We start from the raw sequence: 16,441 nt of genomic DNA on the forward strand, positions 1-16,441 counted from the left end.
CGCCCGGCCGCGCTCGCCGACGCGCTCGGAACGACTGTCGTCGTCTTCGGCGGGGGGACCGTCGTGCTGTTCGTCTCGCTGACGTTCGCGTATCTCCTGCCCGCGGCGCTCGTCGAGGTGGCGCGGCGCGGGACGCTCCGCGCCGCGCTGGAGTTCGGTGCGCTCGGGCGGACCGCCTTCGACGCGGGCTACCTCCTCGCGTGGGCGGCGGCGCTGGCGCTCGCGGGTCTCTCGGGCGCGCTTTTCGGTGCGCTCGCGGTGCTCGGCCGTCCCGGTGAAGTGGTCGCGCTCGGGGTCGCGGTCTACGCGGCCGTCGCCGTCGCGCGCTTGACGGGACGCGCCGCGAGATAGCCGAATCGCGAGCTACTCGATTTCCGCAGCCTCGTCCTCGCCGAGTCGGAAGTCGGCGAGCATCTCCTGAAGGGTGTCGGACGTGCCGGTGACTTCGGAGGCGGCGTCGGCGACCTCCTCGGCCGCGTCGGTCTGCTGGTCGAGACCCGCCGCAATTTCCTCGATTCCGGCGCTGACCTCGCCGCTCGCGTCCGAGACGTCCTCGACCAACTGCGACACCTCCTCGGCGTTGGCGGCCTGGTCGTTGGTCGCGTGGCGTATCTCTTCGAGACCCTCGCTGGTCTCTCGGACCGCGGCCTCTATCGTCTCGATGTGTTCGACCACCGTCCGGACCGCCCCGACCCCGGTCTTGACCTGTCGGTTGCTCTCCTCGATGGTGTCGGCGGTCTCGCCGATACCGTCTTTGAGTCGGTCGAGCGAGTCGGAAATCTCCTCGACCGCCTCCTTCGACTCCTCGGCGAGCGACTTGACCTCGTTTGCGACCACCTGAAAGCCCGCGCCGTCGCCGTCGGCCCGGGCGGCCTCGATGTTGGCGTTGAGCGCGAGCAGATTCGTCTGGTCGGCGATATCGGCTATCATCTCGGTCATCCGGTCGATGGTCTCCATCCGGTCCTGGAGGTCGTCTATCATCTCGATGTTGCGCTCGGAGGCGTCGCTCGCCGCGTCGATGGTCTCGATGGCGTCGTCCGCGGTTTCGGTGCCCTCGCGCGCTCGCTCGGCGGCCTCGCCCGACCGGGCGTCTATCTCCTGGACCGTCGCGGTTATCTCCTCGACCGACGCCGAGAGGTCGGCGACGTTCTCCTCGGCGCGTATCGCGCGGTCGGCCTGCCGTTCGGCGACGCTGGCGACTTCGGTGCTCGACTCGTTGATGTCGGAGATGGCTTCGGTGGCTTCGTCGCTCGTCGAATGCATCTCCGCGCCGATGGCGGCGAGTTCGTCGGACTGCTGGCGAGTCCGCCACAGGACTCCCCGGAGATACCGGACCGCGTCGCCGAGGTCTTCGGCCATCGAGTCGTACTCGGCGTAGACGTTGTCGATGGCTTCGAAGTGCTCGTCGGGTTCGGGAATCGAGGGGTCCACCGTGAGGTCGCCGTCGCTCAGGCGCGCGAGACTCGATTCGAGTTCGGCCACGACCGTCTCCTGATACGCTTCGAGTATCTCCTCGCGCTGCCGGAGTTCGACTCGCTCGGTGATGTCGCGGTTGATTTCGAGCGCGCCCACGATTCCGCCCGCGTCGTCGTAGAGTGGCATGACGCTCCTGCTGACCGGCACCTCGCCGCTCTCGACCTCGATGGTGTCTTCGAGGTTCTGAACCGGGTCGCCGGTGTCGAGTACCTCGCGCATCACTGAGTTGTCGGCTTCCTCGAGGTCGAACAGGCAGACGCCGATGAGGTCGTCGCGGGTCTTCTCGAAGAGGTCGAGCGCCTCGTCGTTGATGCGGTCGATGGTCCCCTCCCCGTCCACCGTGAAGATTGGATAGCCGAGACCGTCGAGGACGCTCTGGACCACGGATTCGGCCGTGGATTTCCCGGCGGTCGCGGTGTCGTCCGTCGCTTCTCGGTCGCGTCGTCCGGCGGTTTCTGCGCGGGCGTCGGTTTCCGCGCTCAGACCGACGATTCCAGCGAGCGATTCCAGCATATCTTGGCACTCTCCCGCATAGGTACATAAATATGAGTTCTATTATTTTCCCTGATAACGCGGGTGACGTTCTTTCGAAGTGGGCGGTGTTCAAATTCCACACCATCTCATCTGAACGTGTACATTCGTAGAAACGTAGATTCTCGTGAGCCGACCAGTCGGCCGCGAATCGGCTCTTAGTTGACCGGATTCGGCTCCCAGTCGGCCGCGAACCGGCCCTCAATCGGCGGCTACTCGTCTCTCGGTAGCTCCTCACCGAACCACTCGCGCTCGAACCGCTCCACGAACGCCGTCAAGAAGTCGTGGCGGTCCGCGGCGAGTTCGCGGGCGGCGTCGGTGTGCATCTCGTCTTCGAGTTCGAGGAGTTTGTCGTAACAGTGGCCGATGCCCGAGGGTCCGTCGCCGTCGGGGTCCCAGAGGGGGTTGCCGTAGACTCCCGTGAACGCGAAGTTCCGGGCGATACCGACCGCGCCGATTGCGTCGAGGTTGTCGGCATCCCGGAGGATTTCAGCCTCGACGGATTCGGCCGGGCGTTCGACGCCGCGGTAGTCGTATTCGTCGTGGACCTCGACGCAGTGGAGGACCGCGGGAATCTTCGCCTCGGGGAAGCCCGCGCGTTCGAGGACGGTCCGGACCTCGGGGAGCGATTCCTCGGGGTGGACCGCCTCGGTTCCGTTCATCGCGCGGTGGACGTCGTGGGTGAGCGCGGCCGCGCCCACCACCTCCCGGTCGGCACCTTCGATTTCGGCGAGTCTCGTTGCGAGGTCGAACACGCGTCTCGCGTGGTCCATGTCGTGGCCCGAGGCGTCGTCGCCGAGCCACGACTCCATCTCGGCGGCCACGGCTCGAAACAGGGGTGTGTCGGCGAACTCGTAGTCGTCGCTCGAAGTCGCGTCGGGGTTCGATTTCGGCATGGAGGGTCTCGTTTCGAGTGACGGAAGGCGCGAAAATGTATCTTTCCCCGCAAGTCAGAGCGGGAGTCCGACGCCGAGGCTGGCGACCAGCAGGCCGACGCCGACGAGCGCGAGAATCGCGCCGACGGGAATCCGCCAGACGCCGAACTTCCTGGACCGGACGAGGTCCTCCTCGGGGCGGTCCGAAATCAGGAACATCGGCTCCTCGCGCTCGTCGGCTTTTCGAATCTCCATGTGCTCGGGCTTGGTCGGGCCGACCAAATCGCCCTCCGGGTGGACGGTACCGTAGACGTACACCTCTTCGCCGGGCTTGATGAGGTGATGGTGGTACTTCCGGTCGCCCTCCTGTTGGCCCCAGTCGAGCGCCTCGATGAGCGGGCGGTCGGACGCGCCGGGCGTCGAGTCGGAGGCGAGGAACTTCCGGATGGGCTTTGGCGGGTCGTCGGGACCGCCGACTTCGATGGTGGCCTCTGCGCCCTCGTCGATGTCGAACTCCGCGCCGCCGGGCCGGACCACTATCGAGGCGGTGTCGTCCTCGACCTCGAACGCCGACACCGACACGCTCCCGCTCCCCTCGGTGCGCCAACTGGAGTGCTTGCCACCCTCGTCCCACTCCTCTATCTCCCACGTCGCCGCGAGACACGTCTCGTCGGTGAACGGCGCGCGGAGCGTCTCGCCGTCGATGGGCTTTGCGGTCCCGGTTATCTCGGCCGGGCCGAGGTCGAGATTCCAGATGTCCTCTGTCGGCGTCTCTTCAATCAGTTTCCGCTGTCTGTGGAGGGTCAGCCCGCGGTAGCACAGCCACGCGCCGACGCCGACTGCGGCGAGCGAGAGGACGGTCCAAATCAGGGTTTCGGAGGGCATGCGTTCGTCTGGCGAACCGTATTCGAGCGTCGAATAATTGACGGTTTTTGACGCTTCCGATACGCTCCGCCCGGTCCCAAAGCCGTTATCACCCTCCGGACCGGGGGTTCGCACATGCGAGTCACGTTTCTCGGAACCGGAAGCGCGATGCCGACCGGCGAGCGCTACCAGACCGGCCTCCTCCTCGAAGACGGGGAACGCCGACTCCTCGTGGACTGCGGGAGCGGCGTCCTCCACCGCCTCCAGCAGTCGGGCGTCGGCTACGAAGCCGTCTCGTCGGTCCTGCTGACCCACCACCACCTCGACCACGTCTCGGACCTGCTCGCCCTCCTGAAAGCCCGATGGCTCGCGGGCGAAGAACACCTCGAAGTCGTGGGCCCCGAGGGGACCAAAGACCTCCTCGACGGCCTGCTCGACGTTCACGACTACCTCGACGGCCGGGTAGACCTCCAGGTCCGGGAGGTCGGCGAACACGCGTTCGAGGTCGCCGGATTCGACGTGGAGGGGTTCGAGACCCGCCACTCGATGCCGTCGCTCGCCTACCGGTTCGGGGAGCAGTTCGCCTTCAGCGGCGACACCGCGGCGTTCGAAGGCCTCGCGAACTTCGCCGACGGGTGCGACGTGCTGCTCCACGACTGTTCGTTCCCAGACGAGGTAGACGTTGAAAACCACCCGACGCCGACCCAACTGGGTCGGGCGCTCGGTGACTCCGGTACCGACATCGGGACGGTGTTCCTGACCCATCTCTACCCCCACACCGACGGCCGCCACGAGGACATGCTGGAATCCATCGGGGCGGGGTACGACGGTCCCGTGAGATTCGCGGCCGATTTGCAGACCGTCGAACTGTAACGGCGTTCGGCCGGACTCTGATGGCGTTTTCACCTCGGACCGTTTTGCTTCTCGGACAGTTCGGACTGTTCTGTTTCGGGCCGAGAGCGTTTTCGGTCGAGCGGGGTTCGGGCCGAGAGCGTTATTCGCGTCGGCGTGGTAGCCCCGGTGACACACCCATGCCACTCATCCGTTTCGAGACCGCCGACACCACCGAACGAACCCAAATCGGCGAGGGACTCGTCCGATTCGCGGTGCAGGCCGGGCGACTCGAAACCGGCCGCGACGAGGGGCGATACTTCCTCCAGCACGCCGACGGTTGCGGCGAGAGCGGCGAGCGACTCGCGCCGGGCGACCCCTTCTTTTTCGACACCGAGACGGGCGAGATTCTGTGCGACGAACACGGTCGAACGCGCGAGGAGACCGACCGATGAGGGCGCTTCGGCTCCTCGCAATCGGTCTCGGACTGGCGGAACTCCTCGCGCCGAGACGCGTCATCGACGCGGCGACTCGGCTGGCCTACGAGTCGCCCGAGGAGTTCGCGGTGAAGCCGTGGGTCGTGACCGCGGTTCGAATCGAGGGGCTGGCGTTTCTCGGTCTCGCGGCGTGGCTGACTCGGAGAGCGACGGGCGACGAGTGAGGGCCGGACTCGCTGCGGACGAAGTCGGCACCTAAAGCGTTTTACCGCGCGACCGATTAGTTCGACCCACGAACATGGTGAAACGGGTCCTACTCGCGCTCCTGCTCATCCCCTTCCTCGACGCGCTGTTCCTCGTCTACGTCGCGACGCAGCTCGGCGGCCCGCTCACGGTCGCGCTCGTGGTGCTGACCGCGCTCCTCGGGATGCTGTTCGTCCGCGCGGAGGGCCGTCACACCGTCCGAAAGCTCCAGCGCAACCTCGCGAAGGGCGAGGTGCCGACCGACGAACTCACCGACGGCGCGCTCCTCATCGCGGCGGGCGCGTTCCTGCTCACGCCGGGTCTCGTGACCGACACCGTGGGCTTCCTGCTCGCGTTCCCGCCCTCGCGAATCCTCGCCCGCGAGGCGGTCCAGCGGTGGGTCGTCGAACCCTACCTCGAAAAGAAGACCGGCGGATTCGCCACGGGCAACGTCTACACCTTCGGTTTCCCGAACCCCGACGACGCCAGCGGCGGCGCGACCGGTCCGGGTCCGAGCGCGGGACCGAACTTCGGCGGGTCGGCCGACGCGAGCGATTCGGCCGCTGACGCGACCGGTTCGGGTCGGTCGAGCGCGAGCGACGACACCGTTCGGATGGACGACGACGCCTACGACATCGAGTTCGACGACGAGACCGACCGCGACTGAGGGCGGGACTCGCCCGCCGAACCGCGCGACGGCGACCGGAATTTCGGTTCGAAAGGAAACGCTTAAAGGTCCAACCGCGCAATCATCGAATGCGCTCAATTGGGCCAATAGCTCAATCAGGTTGAGCGCTCGGCTGATAACCGGGAGGTTCGCGGTTCAAATCCGCGTTGGCCCATCCCAATTCCGGGCGGTTTTTCACCGCCCGAACCGGGGCGTACCCCTCCCCAGCCACTTAATCTCGGCACTTAACACCCCGACAGAACCGGGTGTTTTTCGGAGAGTCCACCCGGAAAACGAACGCCTCCCCGCGCACTCTAACGTTTCCCATAGCCGGAGGTGGCGTCTGTGATTGCCGTCGAAACCGCCTCAGAGCGGTCCACCTGCGATTTCTGTGGGCGCACGTCACCCCGAAAATCCATCTGTTTCAGGTGAACTGCCTAATGAGTCGTACTTCTGCCTTTTGCAGATGGTTCGAGGCAGTACTCGTTGCACAGTCGAGAACTTCGGCTACGTCTGCGACACTTCCAGTACGGGGATGCTCGTAGTACCCAACCTTCACCGCCGCTTGAAGCGCCTCACGTTGTCGGGCAGTGAGATTGACAGCAGGGATGCCCGGCCGAGCATCGTACTCGCCGACCTCAGACACCTCTGTAGTAATTTCTTCAGGTAGCCTGTCGAGAACTCCCCCTAGGGCTTCAGGTTCGCCGACGATATCGAAGTCTACTCTCCCGTTCGGCCGATAGGCGAGTGGTGGTACAAGAACCACGGACGGCTGTTCGAACGCTGTACGGAAGCGCTTGAATACATCTTTCTCACGCTCTCGAACGTATGCGTAGAACGAATTATCCTCGACGGGTGTGATATCGTAGTCGACTGTCGGCTTTGCACTGGCAATGTGCTGTTCGTATCGCTTTCGATCTCCGATAATATAAAACAGCGTGTGGACAATGTCACCCTCGCCCAGTAAGTTCCACGTGACGAGCCAACTGCGCTCAAGAGCCTCAGAATCGGTCAGAAGTCGCTGCATCGGATGTTGGACTTCCCGTTCGTACTGCAGTGACAGATGGAGGTATTTCATAGGTAGTGCACCGACCGCCTCGCTTTTAAATACACTAGAACATCCGACAACGATTGAATCCGGTTACGGCCCTAACCCGCAACTGATGGCAGTCACAGAAGCACCCACGGACACAAATGCATCGTTACTTGATGCACACGGTCTCGAATCCTCCTACCGCAAAATTAACGACTTGAAGTTACACGTCGCGGCCGCGGGCGACCCCGAGGGTCCACTGGTCGTCCTTCTGCACGGCCATCCCGATTTCTGGTACGGCTGGCGTGACCAGATCGGACCGCTCGTTGACGCTGGCTTCCGTGTGGTCGTCCCAGACCAGCGTGGTTGTAATTTGAGTGACGCCCCTGATGGTATCGATGCGTATCAACTTTCGAATCTAACAGCTGATGTCTGTGAACTGATCCACAGCGAGGACCGAACGTCAGCCCACGTCGTTGGGCACGATTTTGGTGGCTTTGTCGCTTGGAACATCGCCCTCCGGCACCCGTCCATGGTCAATCACCTCGGGATCTTGAACGTCCCCCATCCGACGGTCTATGGAGAGACCCTACGCTCGAGTCCCCAACAGATCATTCGGAGCTGGTACGTGTGGTTTTATCAGGTCCCGAAGCTCCCCGAGTGGCTCCTTCGCCGGAACGATATGGATAACATGGTTGACTCTCTCAAAATCACGTCAAATGAAGGTACATTCGACAATGAAACGATTGAGCGCTACAAGACGGCCTGGAAAAACACCGGCATCGAACCAAGGATCAACTGGTATCGTGGGTTCCGTCGGTCAGACAGCCCTCCGCGCGACACTGTCACCCAGCCAACGCTGATTTGCTGGGGCGAAGATGACATCGCTCTTCGCCCTTCGATGGCTGAAGAGAGCCTCCACTACTGCGAGGATGGGAAACTTCGAATGTTCCCCAATACGTCACACTGGGTCCATCACGAGCGTGAAGAGGTAACTGACGAGCTAGTCCGGCATCTCACGCGGACCTCATCGTAGGTGTCGCACAGAGTCCTCAAATTTTCATCCGAGTTTTATCCGAGTTTCACCCGAGTCACATCCGTTCGATGGCCAAGTTACAGATGTGTTGTGAGGGATGAAGAGACCGCAATACTGCAGTAGCTTCTGCAGATCTGTGATGAGACGCACAGACGAGAGTTTCGGCCTGAGATTCTCGCGACCGACGAGGTGCCGGTCGAGTACGAGGCCGCGGAGTTGTCGGTCGAGACGGTGGACGAGTAAGGCCGGTTCGAGTATTCTATTTGATTATCTTGGAGTATCATATGGGGAAGGAGTCTGTCTCAAGTAGTGACTATTAGCGCGTTCGTATTCGTTGGAATCATCCAGCACGCGAAAGCGAAGGGTGAGAAGTAGTCCAGTGCGCGATCTATTATTTTCCGAGTCGAGACCGACAGCGACGATTCGGCCCCGACCAAGAGCGAAAGTTGATTAACGGAGGATACTAAACTCGGGGTAATGGCACGGACCGCGGACAAAATCGAGTCGCTCATCGCCGAAGACCCGGCGATGGCCGACGCAGTAGCGGTCATCTACGACCGCACGGACGGCGGCTCCGAGGGCATCGAGTGGGCCGCCGTGAACGACGAGCTCACGAGTGGCCAGTGGGGACGGCTCATCGAGAAGGACGTACTCGAAAGCGCCGGGGACGAGTTCCGACTGTCGGACCCCGCTGCGGTGGAGGCGGCGCTCGAAGACGACCCCACCACGAGCATCTCGACCGGGACAGACGACGACGACGGCGTCGATGTGGACCTCGACGACGACGGTTCGTCGTGGACAAAGTGGGACAAACTGGCGGCGGTCGGCTCGGTCGGGCTGTTTCTCGGCTACTCCCAGCGGTCGGTTCGGGACGTAATCGGGAGCGCGGTCAACGTCTTCGTGGGTCCCATCGAGTCCGTCCTCCCGTTCTACGTGGTCGTGCTCGTCCTGGCGCTGTTCACCGGGCTGTTCTCGACGCTTCTCCAGGCCAACCTCATGGACATGGAGAAGATGGGAGCCTACCAACAGCGGATGAAGGACATCCAGAAAAAGCGCAAGGAGGCCAAAGAGCGCGGCGACGACGAGGCGATGGAGCGCATCCGCGAAGAGCAGATGGACGCCATGGGCGACCAGCTCGGCATGTTCAAAGAGCAGTTCCGCCCGATGGTGTGGACGATGTTCTTCACCATCCCGGTGTTCCTCTGGATTTACTGGATGGTCCTCGACGGTCACATCCCGGCGGCCGAGACCCAAATCGTCGCGCCGCTGGTCGGCGAGGTGGAGTGGCGAGACGGCGTCGTCGGACCGATGCAGATGTGGATCGTCTGGTACTTCCTCTGCTCGATGGGGTTCACCCAACTGATTCGGAAGTCGCTGAACATCCAGACGACGCCGACGTAATCCGCGTTTTCGGTCGCCGTTCTCGTTCTCCCGTTCCCCTTTTTGGTTCGTAGTCACGCGACTTTCGTCCGTCCAAATCTCGATTTCCGTCCGGGCCGCGACGTTCACCGTCCGGTCGCGCGAGCGCCGCTCGCGCGACCGGACCTCGAAGTGGGTGAGAGCCAGACCGCGCGTGAGACACCCACACTGACCCGGCAAACCACGCCGACCCGCCGAAGTTCAAAACCTCTTTTATACTCCCGCTCGGAGAGGGAATATGTTAATCACAGTTTCCGGACCGCCGGGAGTCGGAAAGAGCACGACCGCCTCGGCGCTCGCCGACGTGCTCGGACTCGACCACGTCAGCGGCGGCGACATCTTCCGCGAGGTGGCCGACGAACGGGGCTACTCCGCGCTCGAATTCAACAAACTCGCCGAGGAGAACGACCAGATAGACAAGGAACTCGACCGCCGCCTGCAGGAAATCGCGGCCGAGCGCGACGACGTGGTGCTCGAATCCCGACTCGCCGGGTGGCTGGCCGCCGACAACGCCGACTTCCGGGTGTGGCTCGACGCGCCGCTCGACGTGCGCGCCGAGCGCATCGGCGACCGCGAGGACAAGCCGACCGCCGACGCCCGCGAGGAGACCGCGGCTCGCGAGGGGAGCGAGGCCGACCGCTACGAGATGTACTACGGCATCGACGTGACCGACCTCACCATCTACGACCTCTCCATCAACACCGCGCGATGGGACGCCGACGCGGTCGTGGACATGCTCGTGACCGCCATCGACGAGTACGATCCCGACGCCGACGAGGGGAAGTATCCGGTCGAGGCGACGTTCGAATTTTGACCCCGATGCTCCGCGGCCACCCCGACGAACGCTCGCCCGCCGAACTCTGCTCGTTCGGCGTCGTGAACCTCGACAAGCCGCCGGGTCCCTCGGCCCATCAGGTCGCCGGGTGGGTTCGAGATATGGCAGGGGTCGAACGCGCCGCACACGCCGGAACCCTCGACCCGAAGGTCACCGGGTGTCTCCCGGTGCTGACGGGCGACGCCACTCGACTCTCGCAGGTGTTTTTGGAGGGCGGCAAGGAGTACGTCGCGGTCCTCGAATGCCACGACGCCCCACCCGCCGACATCGACGCCATCGTCGCGGAGTTCGAGGGACCGCTGTATCAGAAGCCGCCGCGAAAGAGCGCGGTCGTCAGAAAGCTTCGGGTTCGGGAGGTGTACGACCTCGACGTGCTGGAGGTGAAGGGTCGGAAAGCCCTGCTCCGGATTCGGTGCGAGAGCGGGACCTACATCAGAAAGCTGTGTCACGACATCGGACTCGCGCTCGGGACGGGCGCGCACATGGGCGACCTCCGTCGGACCGCGACCGACCCCTTCGACGACTCGACGCTCGTCACGATGGAGGACCTCGCCGACGGACTCGCGCGGTGGGAAGAAGACGGCGAAGCCGACTGGCTCCGAGAAGTCGTTAGCCCGGCCGAGCGCGCGCTGGCTCACCTCCCGAGCGTCACCGTCGCGCCGAGCGCGGCCGAGCAGGTCGCCCACGGCGCGCAGGTGTACGCCCCCGGAGTCATCGACGCCGACGACGCGGACGAAGGCTCGCTCGTGGCGTGTTACACGCCCAACGAGGCCGCGGTCTGCTTGGGCACGATGGCCGGGGACGCCGACGCCGAAGACGGCGTCGTCGTCGAACTCGAGCGCGTGTTGGTCTGAGACCCGGACGACGAATTTTTCACGACCGCCGAACCGCCAACAGTCCGGCCGCCGCCAGCGCGACCAGCGCGACGAGCGCGTCGAAGCCCGGCACGCCCCCGCCGCTCGACTCCACGACGGCCCGCTGAGTGTGCGGTCCCGGCGACACCTGCGTGACGCCGTCTCCCGAGGTCTCGGGTGCGGCGGTCGTCGTGTCGGTGGGTTCGGCTGTGTCGGTAGGCGCGTCCGTGGGTTGGGTCGTGGTCTCGGTTGGTTCGTCGGTCGCCGTCTCGGTGGGTTCGGTCGTGTTCGTCTCGGGCGCTTCGGTCGTCGTCTCTACCGTGGTTCCGCCCGCCACGACCGCGTCGTGGCGCTGATTCTGGTCGCGGAGCCGAATCTCGAACTCCCGACCGGGTTCGAGGTCGCTGAAGTCGAACGTCGTGGCGAACTCCCGGTCGTTCGAGATGGTCAGCGTCCGGGGCTTGCGGAACGGCGGAATCTTCTCGTCGCGCGCGGTCACGTTTATCTTCGTCCCCGGAGCGAGCGTCGTGCGCGCGGAGACCCTCGTCTCGCCGTCTACGACCATCTCGTCGCCCTCGTAGTCGAGGTTCACCTTGCGGTCTACGATTCGAACGTCGGTCGAAACCGCCTCGCGGTCGTCGGCGAGGGGGCCGTCGGACCCGACCGAGAACGTCGCGTTGTACCAGTCGCCGGGCTGGATGTCGTGGTCGCTGGTGTCCACGAACAGGTAGAACCCCTCGCCGTCGGGGTGGCGGACGAGGCGCTCGACCGAGTCGCCGTCGAACTCGTTCAGGTCGACGTTCATCCGTCTGTTCGACTGGGTGAACGACATCGAGAGACCGTGACGGTCGCCGTCGAGGACGCGTTTCGAGACGACGCCGTCGAGACCGGTAGCATCGACCCCCACCACGAGCCAGTCGCCCCGAGCGACCGTCCCGTTGGCCGGAAGCGCGGTCGTCGCGTTCGTGACTTCGTTCGCGGCCAGCGAATCGACCTTCGTATCTTTGGGGGCGAGTCGCGTGCTGATACCGTCTGTCGAGCGCTCCTCGACGACGAACCCGCCGACGGCCTGCTCGACGCCGCCGACCGTCACGTTCATCTCGTACTCGGCGGTGTCGAGCGGCCCGTCGAGCGGGTCGGTCCGGAGGTCCACGCTCCGGACGTTCCCGTTGCTCGCCCACACTCGCTCGTTCCGGGCGTACTCGTCGGCTTGGGCGGCTTTGTACGTGTTGAGTCGGAGCGTGGTCGTCCCTTTATTCACGCCGACCTGCATCCAGAAGCCCTGGTCCGGCGAGCCGAGATTCACAGTTCCAGCCGAGTCCGTGTTGACCGTGATGTTCACGATGTCGCCCTGCTGTTCGGTGACGACGCTCGGCTCGAACGACCCGTCGGCGGCGCTCGCGCCGCCGACGAGCCACGGGGTCGCAGGCGCGACGAGGAGGGCGACGACGACGAGCGCCGTCGAGTACTGCAAGGCTGTGAAGTTTCGCGGAAATCTCGCTGACATGCGTGCGGGGGAGAGTAATCGATGTGTTACGACCCATCCGTAATAAATCCGCGTGGTGGTCGCCGCGCTCTCGCCGACTTCCGGACTCGGACTGGCAGGTCACTCCCGGACGCCGAACCGGCGGGTCAGTCCGCGTCCTGGAGTCGCTCGTACGCCTCCTTGACCCGGAGAAACTCGTCCTCGTCGCCGGTGTCGCGGTCGGGGTGGACCGACTTGACTCGCTCGCGGTACGCCCGGCGGACCGCGTCGGCGTCGGCACCGGGGTCGAGACCGAGCGTCCGGTACGCTTCGGCCGCGCTCGGCCCGGTGTCGCGGGGGGGGGGGGGGGGGCGGGCCCCCCCCCCCCCCCCCCCCCCCGCCCCTCGAACCTCGTCCGGCGTCTCGCGCGCCGAACCCGCCGCGACGTCCCGAAAACGACTCTCTGGGTCCGGCACCGAACCCGCCGCGCTCGGTCTCGACCCGACGGTAGCGCCCGGCGTGACCGGCCTCGACCCGCTCGCGGAGGCGACCGCTGGCTTGGTACCACACCAGATACGCCGCCGCCGCGAACGGCAGCGCGACGGCGAGCAACACGGGGCCGTAGACGAACGCCAGCACGAACTCCAGCGTGGCGATGCCCGCCAGGACCGCCGCCAGGCCGAACAGGAGTCGCGTCTGGTTCACGGTCGAATTTGGTGGGCCGGGGTTGTAAGCGTCTCGCCGTCGGTGAGGGTGGCGGTCGCCAGCGCTCCGAATCATACTGTCGGCTGTAAGTACGCGAGGCTCACTCGACAGGAGTATTCGTTCCGTCAGCTCTTCCCCTCGTCTTCTGTGTATCCTCTATTCGAAGAATTACGTCCGACAGTATCAGGGTCGCGACCGCACGTGTTCGAGTTCGAAGTCGAGACGCCCGCTCGCCGACTCCTCGACCCAGAGCAGCAGGTCGGCGAGTTCGCGGACTCGCGCCATCGTGGCGTCGTCGTGGGCGGTGAAGTCGATGCGGAAAATCGAGAAGCCGTCGATGGTCCGGGACTCCTCGGTGGTCCGTCGCACGAACCGGGTTACGACTCCCGAGTCCACCGATTCGAGGAGGGGCGTGAGCGACTGAAACACGAGGTGTCGTCGCCGAACCTCGCGCGAACGCGGCAGGGTCACGTCCCCGAGCGCCATCGAGAGTCGCTCGATTTCGTGAGGGCCGGGGACGTACGCCGTCGGTGTCTCCGCGTAGGTCGCGGGGAGATTCTGGTCTCCCGAGACGGTGTCCACGACCCCGAGCGAGTCGGCGGGTTCGCCGTCGGTGACAGACCGATACCGCCGGACCATCCACTCGGCGTCGGTCTCGGTCGTCACGAGAACCGCGCTTTCTCCCGGGGTGCTTCGACGGCGCGCGAGTCGCAAATCGAGGTTGTAGCGTTCGAGGTCGCCCGACTCCGCGATGACGAGGGTCCGTCCGGCCACCAGCGCGGGCACCTCCGGCATCGCGTCGGCGGGTCGGGTCACGACCCACCACCGCCGGTGTCGCGACGGTCCCCCGATTCGCGTCTCGCGGGCGGTTCGCTCGCGAGAGCGGTCGAGCGACGACGCTCGCGGAGACGCGTTGGACGGGGAAGGGGTGTTTCGTGAATCATGATGCTCCGAAAGTCGGACGACCGAACCGACAGCGCGGGAATCGCGGCTGTCGAGAGACGTGCGACCGAGACGCGATTGTCGGGCCGCAGAGAAGCGTGAGGCCCGACGGTACTCTATGTGTATTTTCAGATTCCGCGGGGAAATACGTTTCGTTTGGAACGAGACGCCGACCGAAGCGCCCGTTCCAACAGCAGAGTTAAGTGGACGCGAAAGAAGCGTAGATTACGGACCTCTTTGCGCCACTCGTTCGAATCGGGCGACTGCCGAGAGTCGCCCGATTCGAACGACGCCGGTTCGACCCCGGCCGTTCGACTCCGGCCGCCCGATGATGCCGTTCGGCGGAGGGCGCACTCGCGGGAGGAGTCTCTCCTCCTGCTCTCTTGCCACGAACTTCGAACGCGCTTTTGGCCGTGAACTTCGACACATAGCAAGACCCATCCCGCCCGGATTCCAATCTCGGATATGGACGACAGCGCCGAACGGACCAAAGTCGAGTGGCGCGAGTGGGGACCAGACGCCTTCGCCGAAGCCCAAGAGACGGATACGCCCGTCCTGCTCTCGCTGTCGGCGACGTGGTGTTCGTGGTGTCACGAGATGGACCGCGAGGCCTACGGGAGCCCCGTGGTCGCGGCCAACGTCAACGACTCGTTCGTACCGATTCGGGTGGACATCGACCGTCACCCGCGGGTTCGCGAGCGATACAACGTCGGCGGATTTCCTTCGAACGTGTTCGCCACGCCCGAGGGCGACCCCCTGACGGGCGCGACCTACCTCGGAATCGACGGCATGCGACAGGTTCTCGAACGCGTTCGGGACCTCTGGACCCACAAGGGCCGGGACGCCGCCCGGATTCCCCGAAGCCTCCGCGAGCGACCCCCGGCGGGCGAACTCTCGCCCGAAATCGAGCGCCTCGTGGCGGGCCAGTTGGACGAGAAATTCGACTCGCAGTTCGGTGGGTGGGGCGACAGCGAGAAGTTCCCCCTCCCCCGGACCGTGGAGTTCGCGCTCAAGCGCGAGCGCGAGCAGGCGCTCGCCACCCTGACCGCGGTCAGAAAGTACCTCCACGACGACTACGACGGCGGCTTCTTCCGGTTCGCGGAGGGTCGCGACTGGTCGGAAGTCCACCACGAGAAACTTCTCTCGACAAACGCCGCGCTCGTCCGGGCGTTCACCGAGGCGTACCTCCACACGGGCGACGACGACTACCGCGAGACCGCCGAGCGCGCGGTCGAGTATCTCACGACGACGCTCTGGACCGGCGACTCTTTTGCCGCGAGCCAAGCGCCCGGCGACGAACCGGAAGCCGAGGACACCGCCGACCCCGGGTACTACGGACTCGACCCGAGCGACCGCGAGGCGGCCGACTCGCCCGCGGTCGATGAGACCGTCCTCGCCGACTCGAACGCGATGGCCGTCGATGCGCTGCTGACGTTCCACGCGTACACGGACGACGAGCGCGCCAGCACATACGCCGAGCGCGCGCTCGACCACCTCCGGTCGGAACTCATCGAAGACGGCGTCGTCACGCACTTCCGGACCGAGGATTCGGAAGGCGAGTCCGGCCTGCTCGCCGACCACGCCCACGTCGTGTCGGCGCTCACGACCGCCCGGCAGGTCCTCGGGGACGACGAGTACCTCGACCTCGCGCGCGAGGTGGCCGACCACGCGCTCGAAAATCTCCGGGACGAGGGCGGAGACGAAGACGCTAGCGACGCCGACGGTGACGAACCGCCCGCGTTCGTGGACGGTCCGAGCGAGGGTCCCGGCCTGCTGGACCGGCCGCTCCGACCGCTCGACGACAACGCCGAGATGGCGGGCGCGCTGACCGACCTCGCACTCCTGACCGGCGAGGACCGCTATCGGCAGGCGGCCGAGGACGCTATCGCGGCGTTCGCGGGCGCGGCCGACCGATTCGGCGTGCAGGTCGCGGGCTACGCGACCGCGGCCGCGCGACTCTGTCGCGACCCGCTCGTCGTCGCGGTCGCCGACGAGGCGGGGTCGGACCTCCACCGCGCGGCGCTCCGGTTGGCCGACCACGAGAAGGTCGTGATTCCCGACGCCGAGGGACCCGCCGAGGGAACAGCCGTCGTCGTCGCCGAGGGTGAGCGTTCGGCCCCCGCGAGCACGCCCGAGGAACTCGGCGAGCGAGTCGCCGACGCCCGACTCTAGTTCCCACGCTGACAAACGGGGTGGGAGTTTATATGCCGCGAGCGTAATACGCCGGA

17 protein-coding genes and 1 tRNA gene are annotated in these 16,441 nt (G+C 65.2%); 11 read left to right on the forward strand and 7 right to left on the reverse strand.

What is annotated here, in order from left to right; translation table 11 throughout:
* A partial coding sequence (locus tag EKH81_RS07140; RefSeq protein WP_162224519.1) for a DUF4013 domain-containing protein occupies window positions 1–351 on the forward strand: 351 nt, incomplete at its 5' end.
* 12 nt (window positions 352–363) lie between these two features.
* Here the strand turns inward: EKH81_RS07140 and EKH81_RS07145 are convergent.
* The 3 genes from EKH81_RS07145 to EKH81_RS07155 all read right to left on the reverse strand — a co-directional run bounded on the left by EKH81_RS07145 (window position 364) and on the right by EKH81_RS07155 (window position 3,767).
* Window positions 364–1,989, reverse strand: coding sequence for a methyl-accepting chemotaxis protein (locus tag EKH81_RS07145; RefSeq protein ID WP_162224520.1), 1,626 nt, complete (start codon window positions 1,987–1,989; stop codon window positions 364–366).
* A 230-nt stretch (window positions 1,990–2,219) separates the two neighbouring features.
* A complete protein-coding gene (locus EKH81_RS07150; protein WP_162224521.1) occupies window positions 2,220–2,903 on the reverse strand; it encodes an HD domain-containing protein in 684 nt (227 codons plus the stop codon).
* A gap of 54 nt (window positions 2,904–2,957) precedes the next feature.
* On the reverse strand, window positions 2,958–3,767 hold the full coding sequence (locus tag EKH81_RS07155; protein ID WP_162224522.1) for a hypothetical protein: 810 nt from the start codon (window positions 3,765–3,767) through the stop codon (window positions 2,958–2,960).
* A gap of 114 nt (window positions 3,768–3,881) precedes the next feature.
* Here EKH81_RS07155 and EKH81_RS07160 point away from each other — a divergent pair, with 114 nt between their 5' ends.
* The 5 genes from EKH81_RS07160 to EKH81_RS07180 all read left to right on the forward strand — a co-directional run bounded on the left by EKH81_RS07160 (window position 3,882) and on the right by EKH81_RS07180 (window position 6,099).
* Complete coding sequence (locus tag EKH81_RS07160; RefSeq protein WP_162224523.1) at window positions 3,882–4,619, forward strand: MBL fold metallo-hydrolase; 738 nt, start codon at window positions 3,882–3,884, stop codon at window positions 4,617–4,619.
* A 158-nt stretch (window positions 4,620–4,777) separates the two neighbouring features.
* Window positions 4,778–5,032, forward strand: coding sequence for a DUF8075 family protein (locus EKH81_RS07165; RefSeq protein ID WP_162224524.1), 255 nt, complete (start codon window positions 4,778–4,780; stop codon window positions 5,030–5,032).
* Window positions 5,029–5,238, forward strand: a complete 210-nt coding sequence (locus EKH81_RS07170) for a hypothetical protein (protein WP_162224525.1) — start codon at window positions 5,029–5,031, stop codon at window positions 5,236–5,238. Before EKH81_RS07165 ends, EKH81_RS07170 begins: the two co-directional genes overlap by 4 nt.
* Before the next feature lie 74 nt (window positions 5,239–5,312).
* Entirely contained in the window at window positions 5,313–5,924 is a 612-nt protein-coding gene (locus tag EKH81_RS07175; protein WP_162224526.1) for an FxsA family protein, read from the forward strand.
* Window positions 5,925–6,025: 101 nt separating this feature from the next.
* A tRNA-Ile gene (locus tag EKH81_RS07180) sits at window positions 6,026–6,099 on the forward strand.
* Window positions 6,100–6,348: 249 nt separating this feature from the next.
* Here the strand turns inward: EKH81_RS07180 and EKH81_RS07185 are convergent.
* Window positions 6,349–7,002 (reverse strand): helix-turn-helix domain-containing protein, encoded by a 654-nt coding sequence (locus EKH81_RS07185; RefSeq protein WP_238392141.1) that lies wholly within the window; start codon window positions 7,000–7,002, stop codon window positions 6,349–6,351.
* Between the two features lie 85 nt (window positions 7,003–7,087).
* On the opposite strand from EKH81_RS07185, the gene EKH81_RS07190 reads away from it, so the two are divergent.
* The 4 genes from EKH81_RS07190 (at window position 7,088) to EKH81_RS07205 (ending at window position 11,101) form a co-directional block, all read left to right on the forward strand.
* Window positions 7,088–7,993: an alpha/beta fold hydrolase gene (locus tag EKH81_RS07190; protein WP_162224527.1), complete on the forward strand. Its 906-nt coding sequence runs from the start codon at window positions 7,088–7,090 to the stop codon at window positions 7,991–7,993.
* Between the two features lie 477 nt (window positions 7,994–8,470).
* Window positions 8,471–9,394: a DUF106 domain-containing protein gene (locus EKH81_RS07195; protein ID WP_162224528.1), complete on the forward strand. Its 924-nt coding sequence runs from the start codon at window positions 8,471–8,473 to the stop codon at window positions 9,392–9,394.
* 256 nt (window positions 9,395–9,650) lie between these two features.
* Window positions 9,651–10,226, forward strand: a complete 576-nt coding sequence (cmk, locus tag EKH81_RS07200) for a (d)CMP kinase (RefSeq protein WP_162224529.1) — start codon at window positions 9,651–9,653, stop codon at window positions 10,224–10,226.
* Window positions 10,227–10,231: 5 nt separating this feature from the next.
* Entirely contained in the window at window positions 10,232–11,101 is an 870-nt protein-coding gene (locus tag EKH81_RS07205) for an RNA-guided pseudouridylation complex pseudouridine synthase subunit Cbf5 (RefSeq protein WP_162224530.1), read from the forward strand.
* A 19-nt stretch (window positions 11,102–11,120) separates the two neighbouring features.
* On the opposite strand, the gene EKH81_RS07210 is transcribed toward EKH81_RS07205, so the two are convergent.
* The 3 genes from EKH81_RS07210 to EKH81_RS07220 all read right to left on the reverse strand — a co-directional run bounded on the left by EKH81_RS07210 (window position 11,121) and on the right by EKH81_RS07220 (window position 14,087).
* On the reverse strand, window positions 11,121–12,575 hold the full coding sequence (locus EKH81_RS07210; protein WP_162224531.1) for a BGTF surface domain-containing protein: 1,455 nt from the start codon (window positions 12,573–12,575) through the stop codon (window positions 11,121–11,123).
* 158 nt (window positions 12,576–12,733) lie between these two features.
* Window positions 12,734–13,042, reverse strand: coding sequence for a J domain-containing protein (locus tag EKH81_RS07215; RefSeq protein ID WP_238392142.1), 309 nt, complete (start codon window positions 13,040–13,042; stop codon window positions 12,734–12,736).
* Between the two features lie 412 nt (window positions 13,043–13,454).
* Window positions 13,455–14,087: a DUF7504 family protein gene (locus EKH81_RS07220; protein ID WP_162224532.1), complete on the reverse strand. Its 633-nt coding sequence runs from the start codon at window positions 14,085–14,087 to the stop codon at window positions 13,455–13,457.
* 591 nt (window positions 14,088–14,678) lie between these two features.
* On the opposite strand from EKH81_RS07220, the gene EKH81_RS07225 reads away from it, so the two are divergent.
* Window positions 14,679–16,385, forward strand: coding sequence for a DUF255 domain-containing protein (locus tag EKH81_RS07225; RefSeq protein WP_162224533.1), 1,707 nt, complete (start codon window positions 14,679–14,681; stop codon window positions 16,383–16,385).
* The last annotated feature ends 56 nt before the right edge of the window (window positions 16,386–16,441 follow it).

Origin of the sequence: Halorussus amylolyticus (genome assembly GCF_004143485.2) — an archaeon.
Lineage (GTDB): Archaea > Halobacteriota > Halobacteria > Halobacteriales > Haladaptataceae > Halorussus > Halorussus amylolyticus.

What these genes read in the sequence shown, in the direction of transcription:
- EKH81_RS07190 (WP_162224527.1), top strand. Translation starts at nt 7,088, where the DNA reads ATGGCAGTCACAGAAGCACCCACGGACACAAATGCATCGTTACTTGAT.
- EKH81_RS07160 (WP_162224523.1), top strand. Translation starts at nt 3,882, where the DNA reads ATGCGAGTCACGTTTCTCGGAACCGGAAGCGCGATGCCGACCGGCGAG.
- EKH81_RS07225 (WP_162224533.1), top strand. Translation starts at nt 14,679, where the DNA reads ATGGACGACAGCGCCGAACGGACCAAAGTCGAGTGGCGCGAGTGGGGA.
- EKH81_RS07145 (WP_162224520.1), bottom strand. Translation starts at nt 1,989, where the DNA reads ATGCTGGAATCGCTCGCTGGAATCGTCGGTCTGAGCGCGGAAACCGAC.
- cmk (WP_162224529.1), top strand. Translation starts at nt 9,651, where the DNA reads ATGTTAATCACAGTTTCCGGACCGCCGGGAGTCGGAAAGAGCACGACC.
- EKH81_RS07170 (WP_162224525.1), top strand. Translation starts at nt 5,029, where the DNA reads ATGAGGGCGCTTCGGCTCCTCGCAATCGGTCTCGGACTGGCGGAACTC.
- EKH81_RS07205 (WP_162224530.1), top strand. Translation starts at nt 10,232, where the DNA reads ATGCTCCGCGGCCACCCCGACGAACGCTCGCCCGCCGAACTCTGCTCG.
- EKH81_RS07150 (WP_162224521.1), bottom strand. Translation starts at nt 2,903, where the DNA reads ATGCCGAAATCGAACCCCGACGCGACTTCGAGCGACGACTACGAGTTC.
- EKH81_RS07155 (WP_162224522.1), bottom strand. Translation starts at nt 3,767, where the DNA reads ATGCCCTCCGAAACCCTGATTTGGACCGTCCTCTCGCTCGCCGCAGTC.
- EKH81_RS07175 (WP_162224526.1), top strand. Translation starts at nt 5,313, where the DNA reads ATGGTGAAACGGGTCCTACTCGCGCTCCTGCTCATCCCCTTCCTCGAC.
- EKH81_RS07185 (WP_238392141.1), bottom strand. Translation starts at nt 7,002, where the DNA reads ATGAAATACCTCCATCTGTCACTGCAGTACGAACGGGAAGTCCAACAT.
- EKH81_RS07165 (WP_162224524.1), top strand. Translation starts at nt 4,778, where the DNA reads ATGCCACTCATCCGTTTCGAGACCGCCGACACCACCGAACGAACCCAA.
- EKH81_RS07195 (WP_162224528.1), top strand. Translation starts at nt 8,471, where the DNA reads ATGGCACGGACCGCGGACAAAATCGAGTCGCTCATCGCCGAAGACCCG.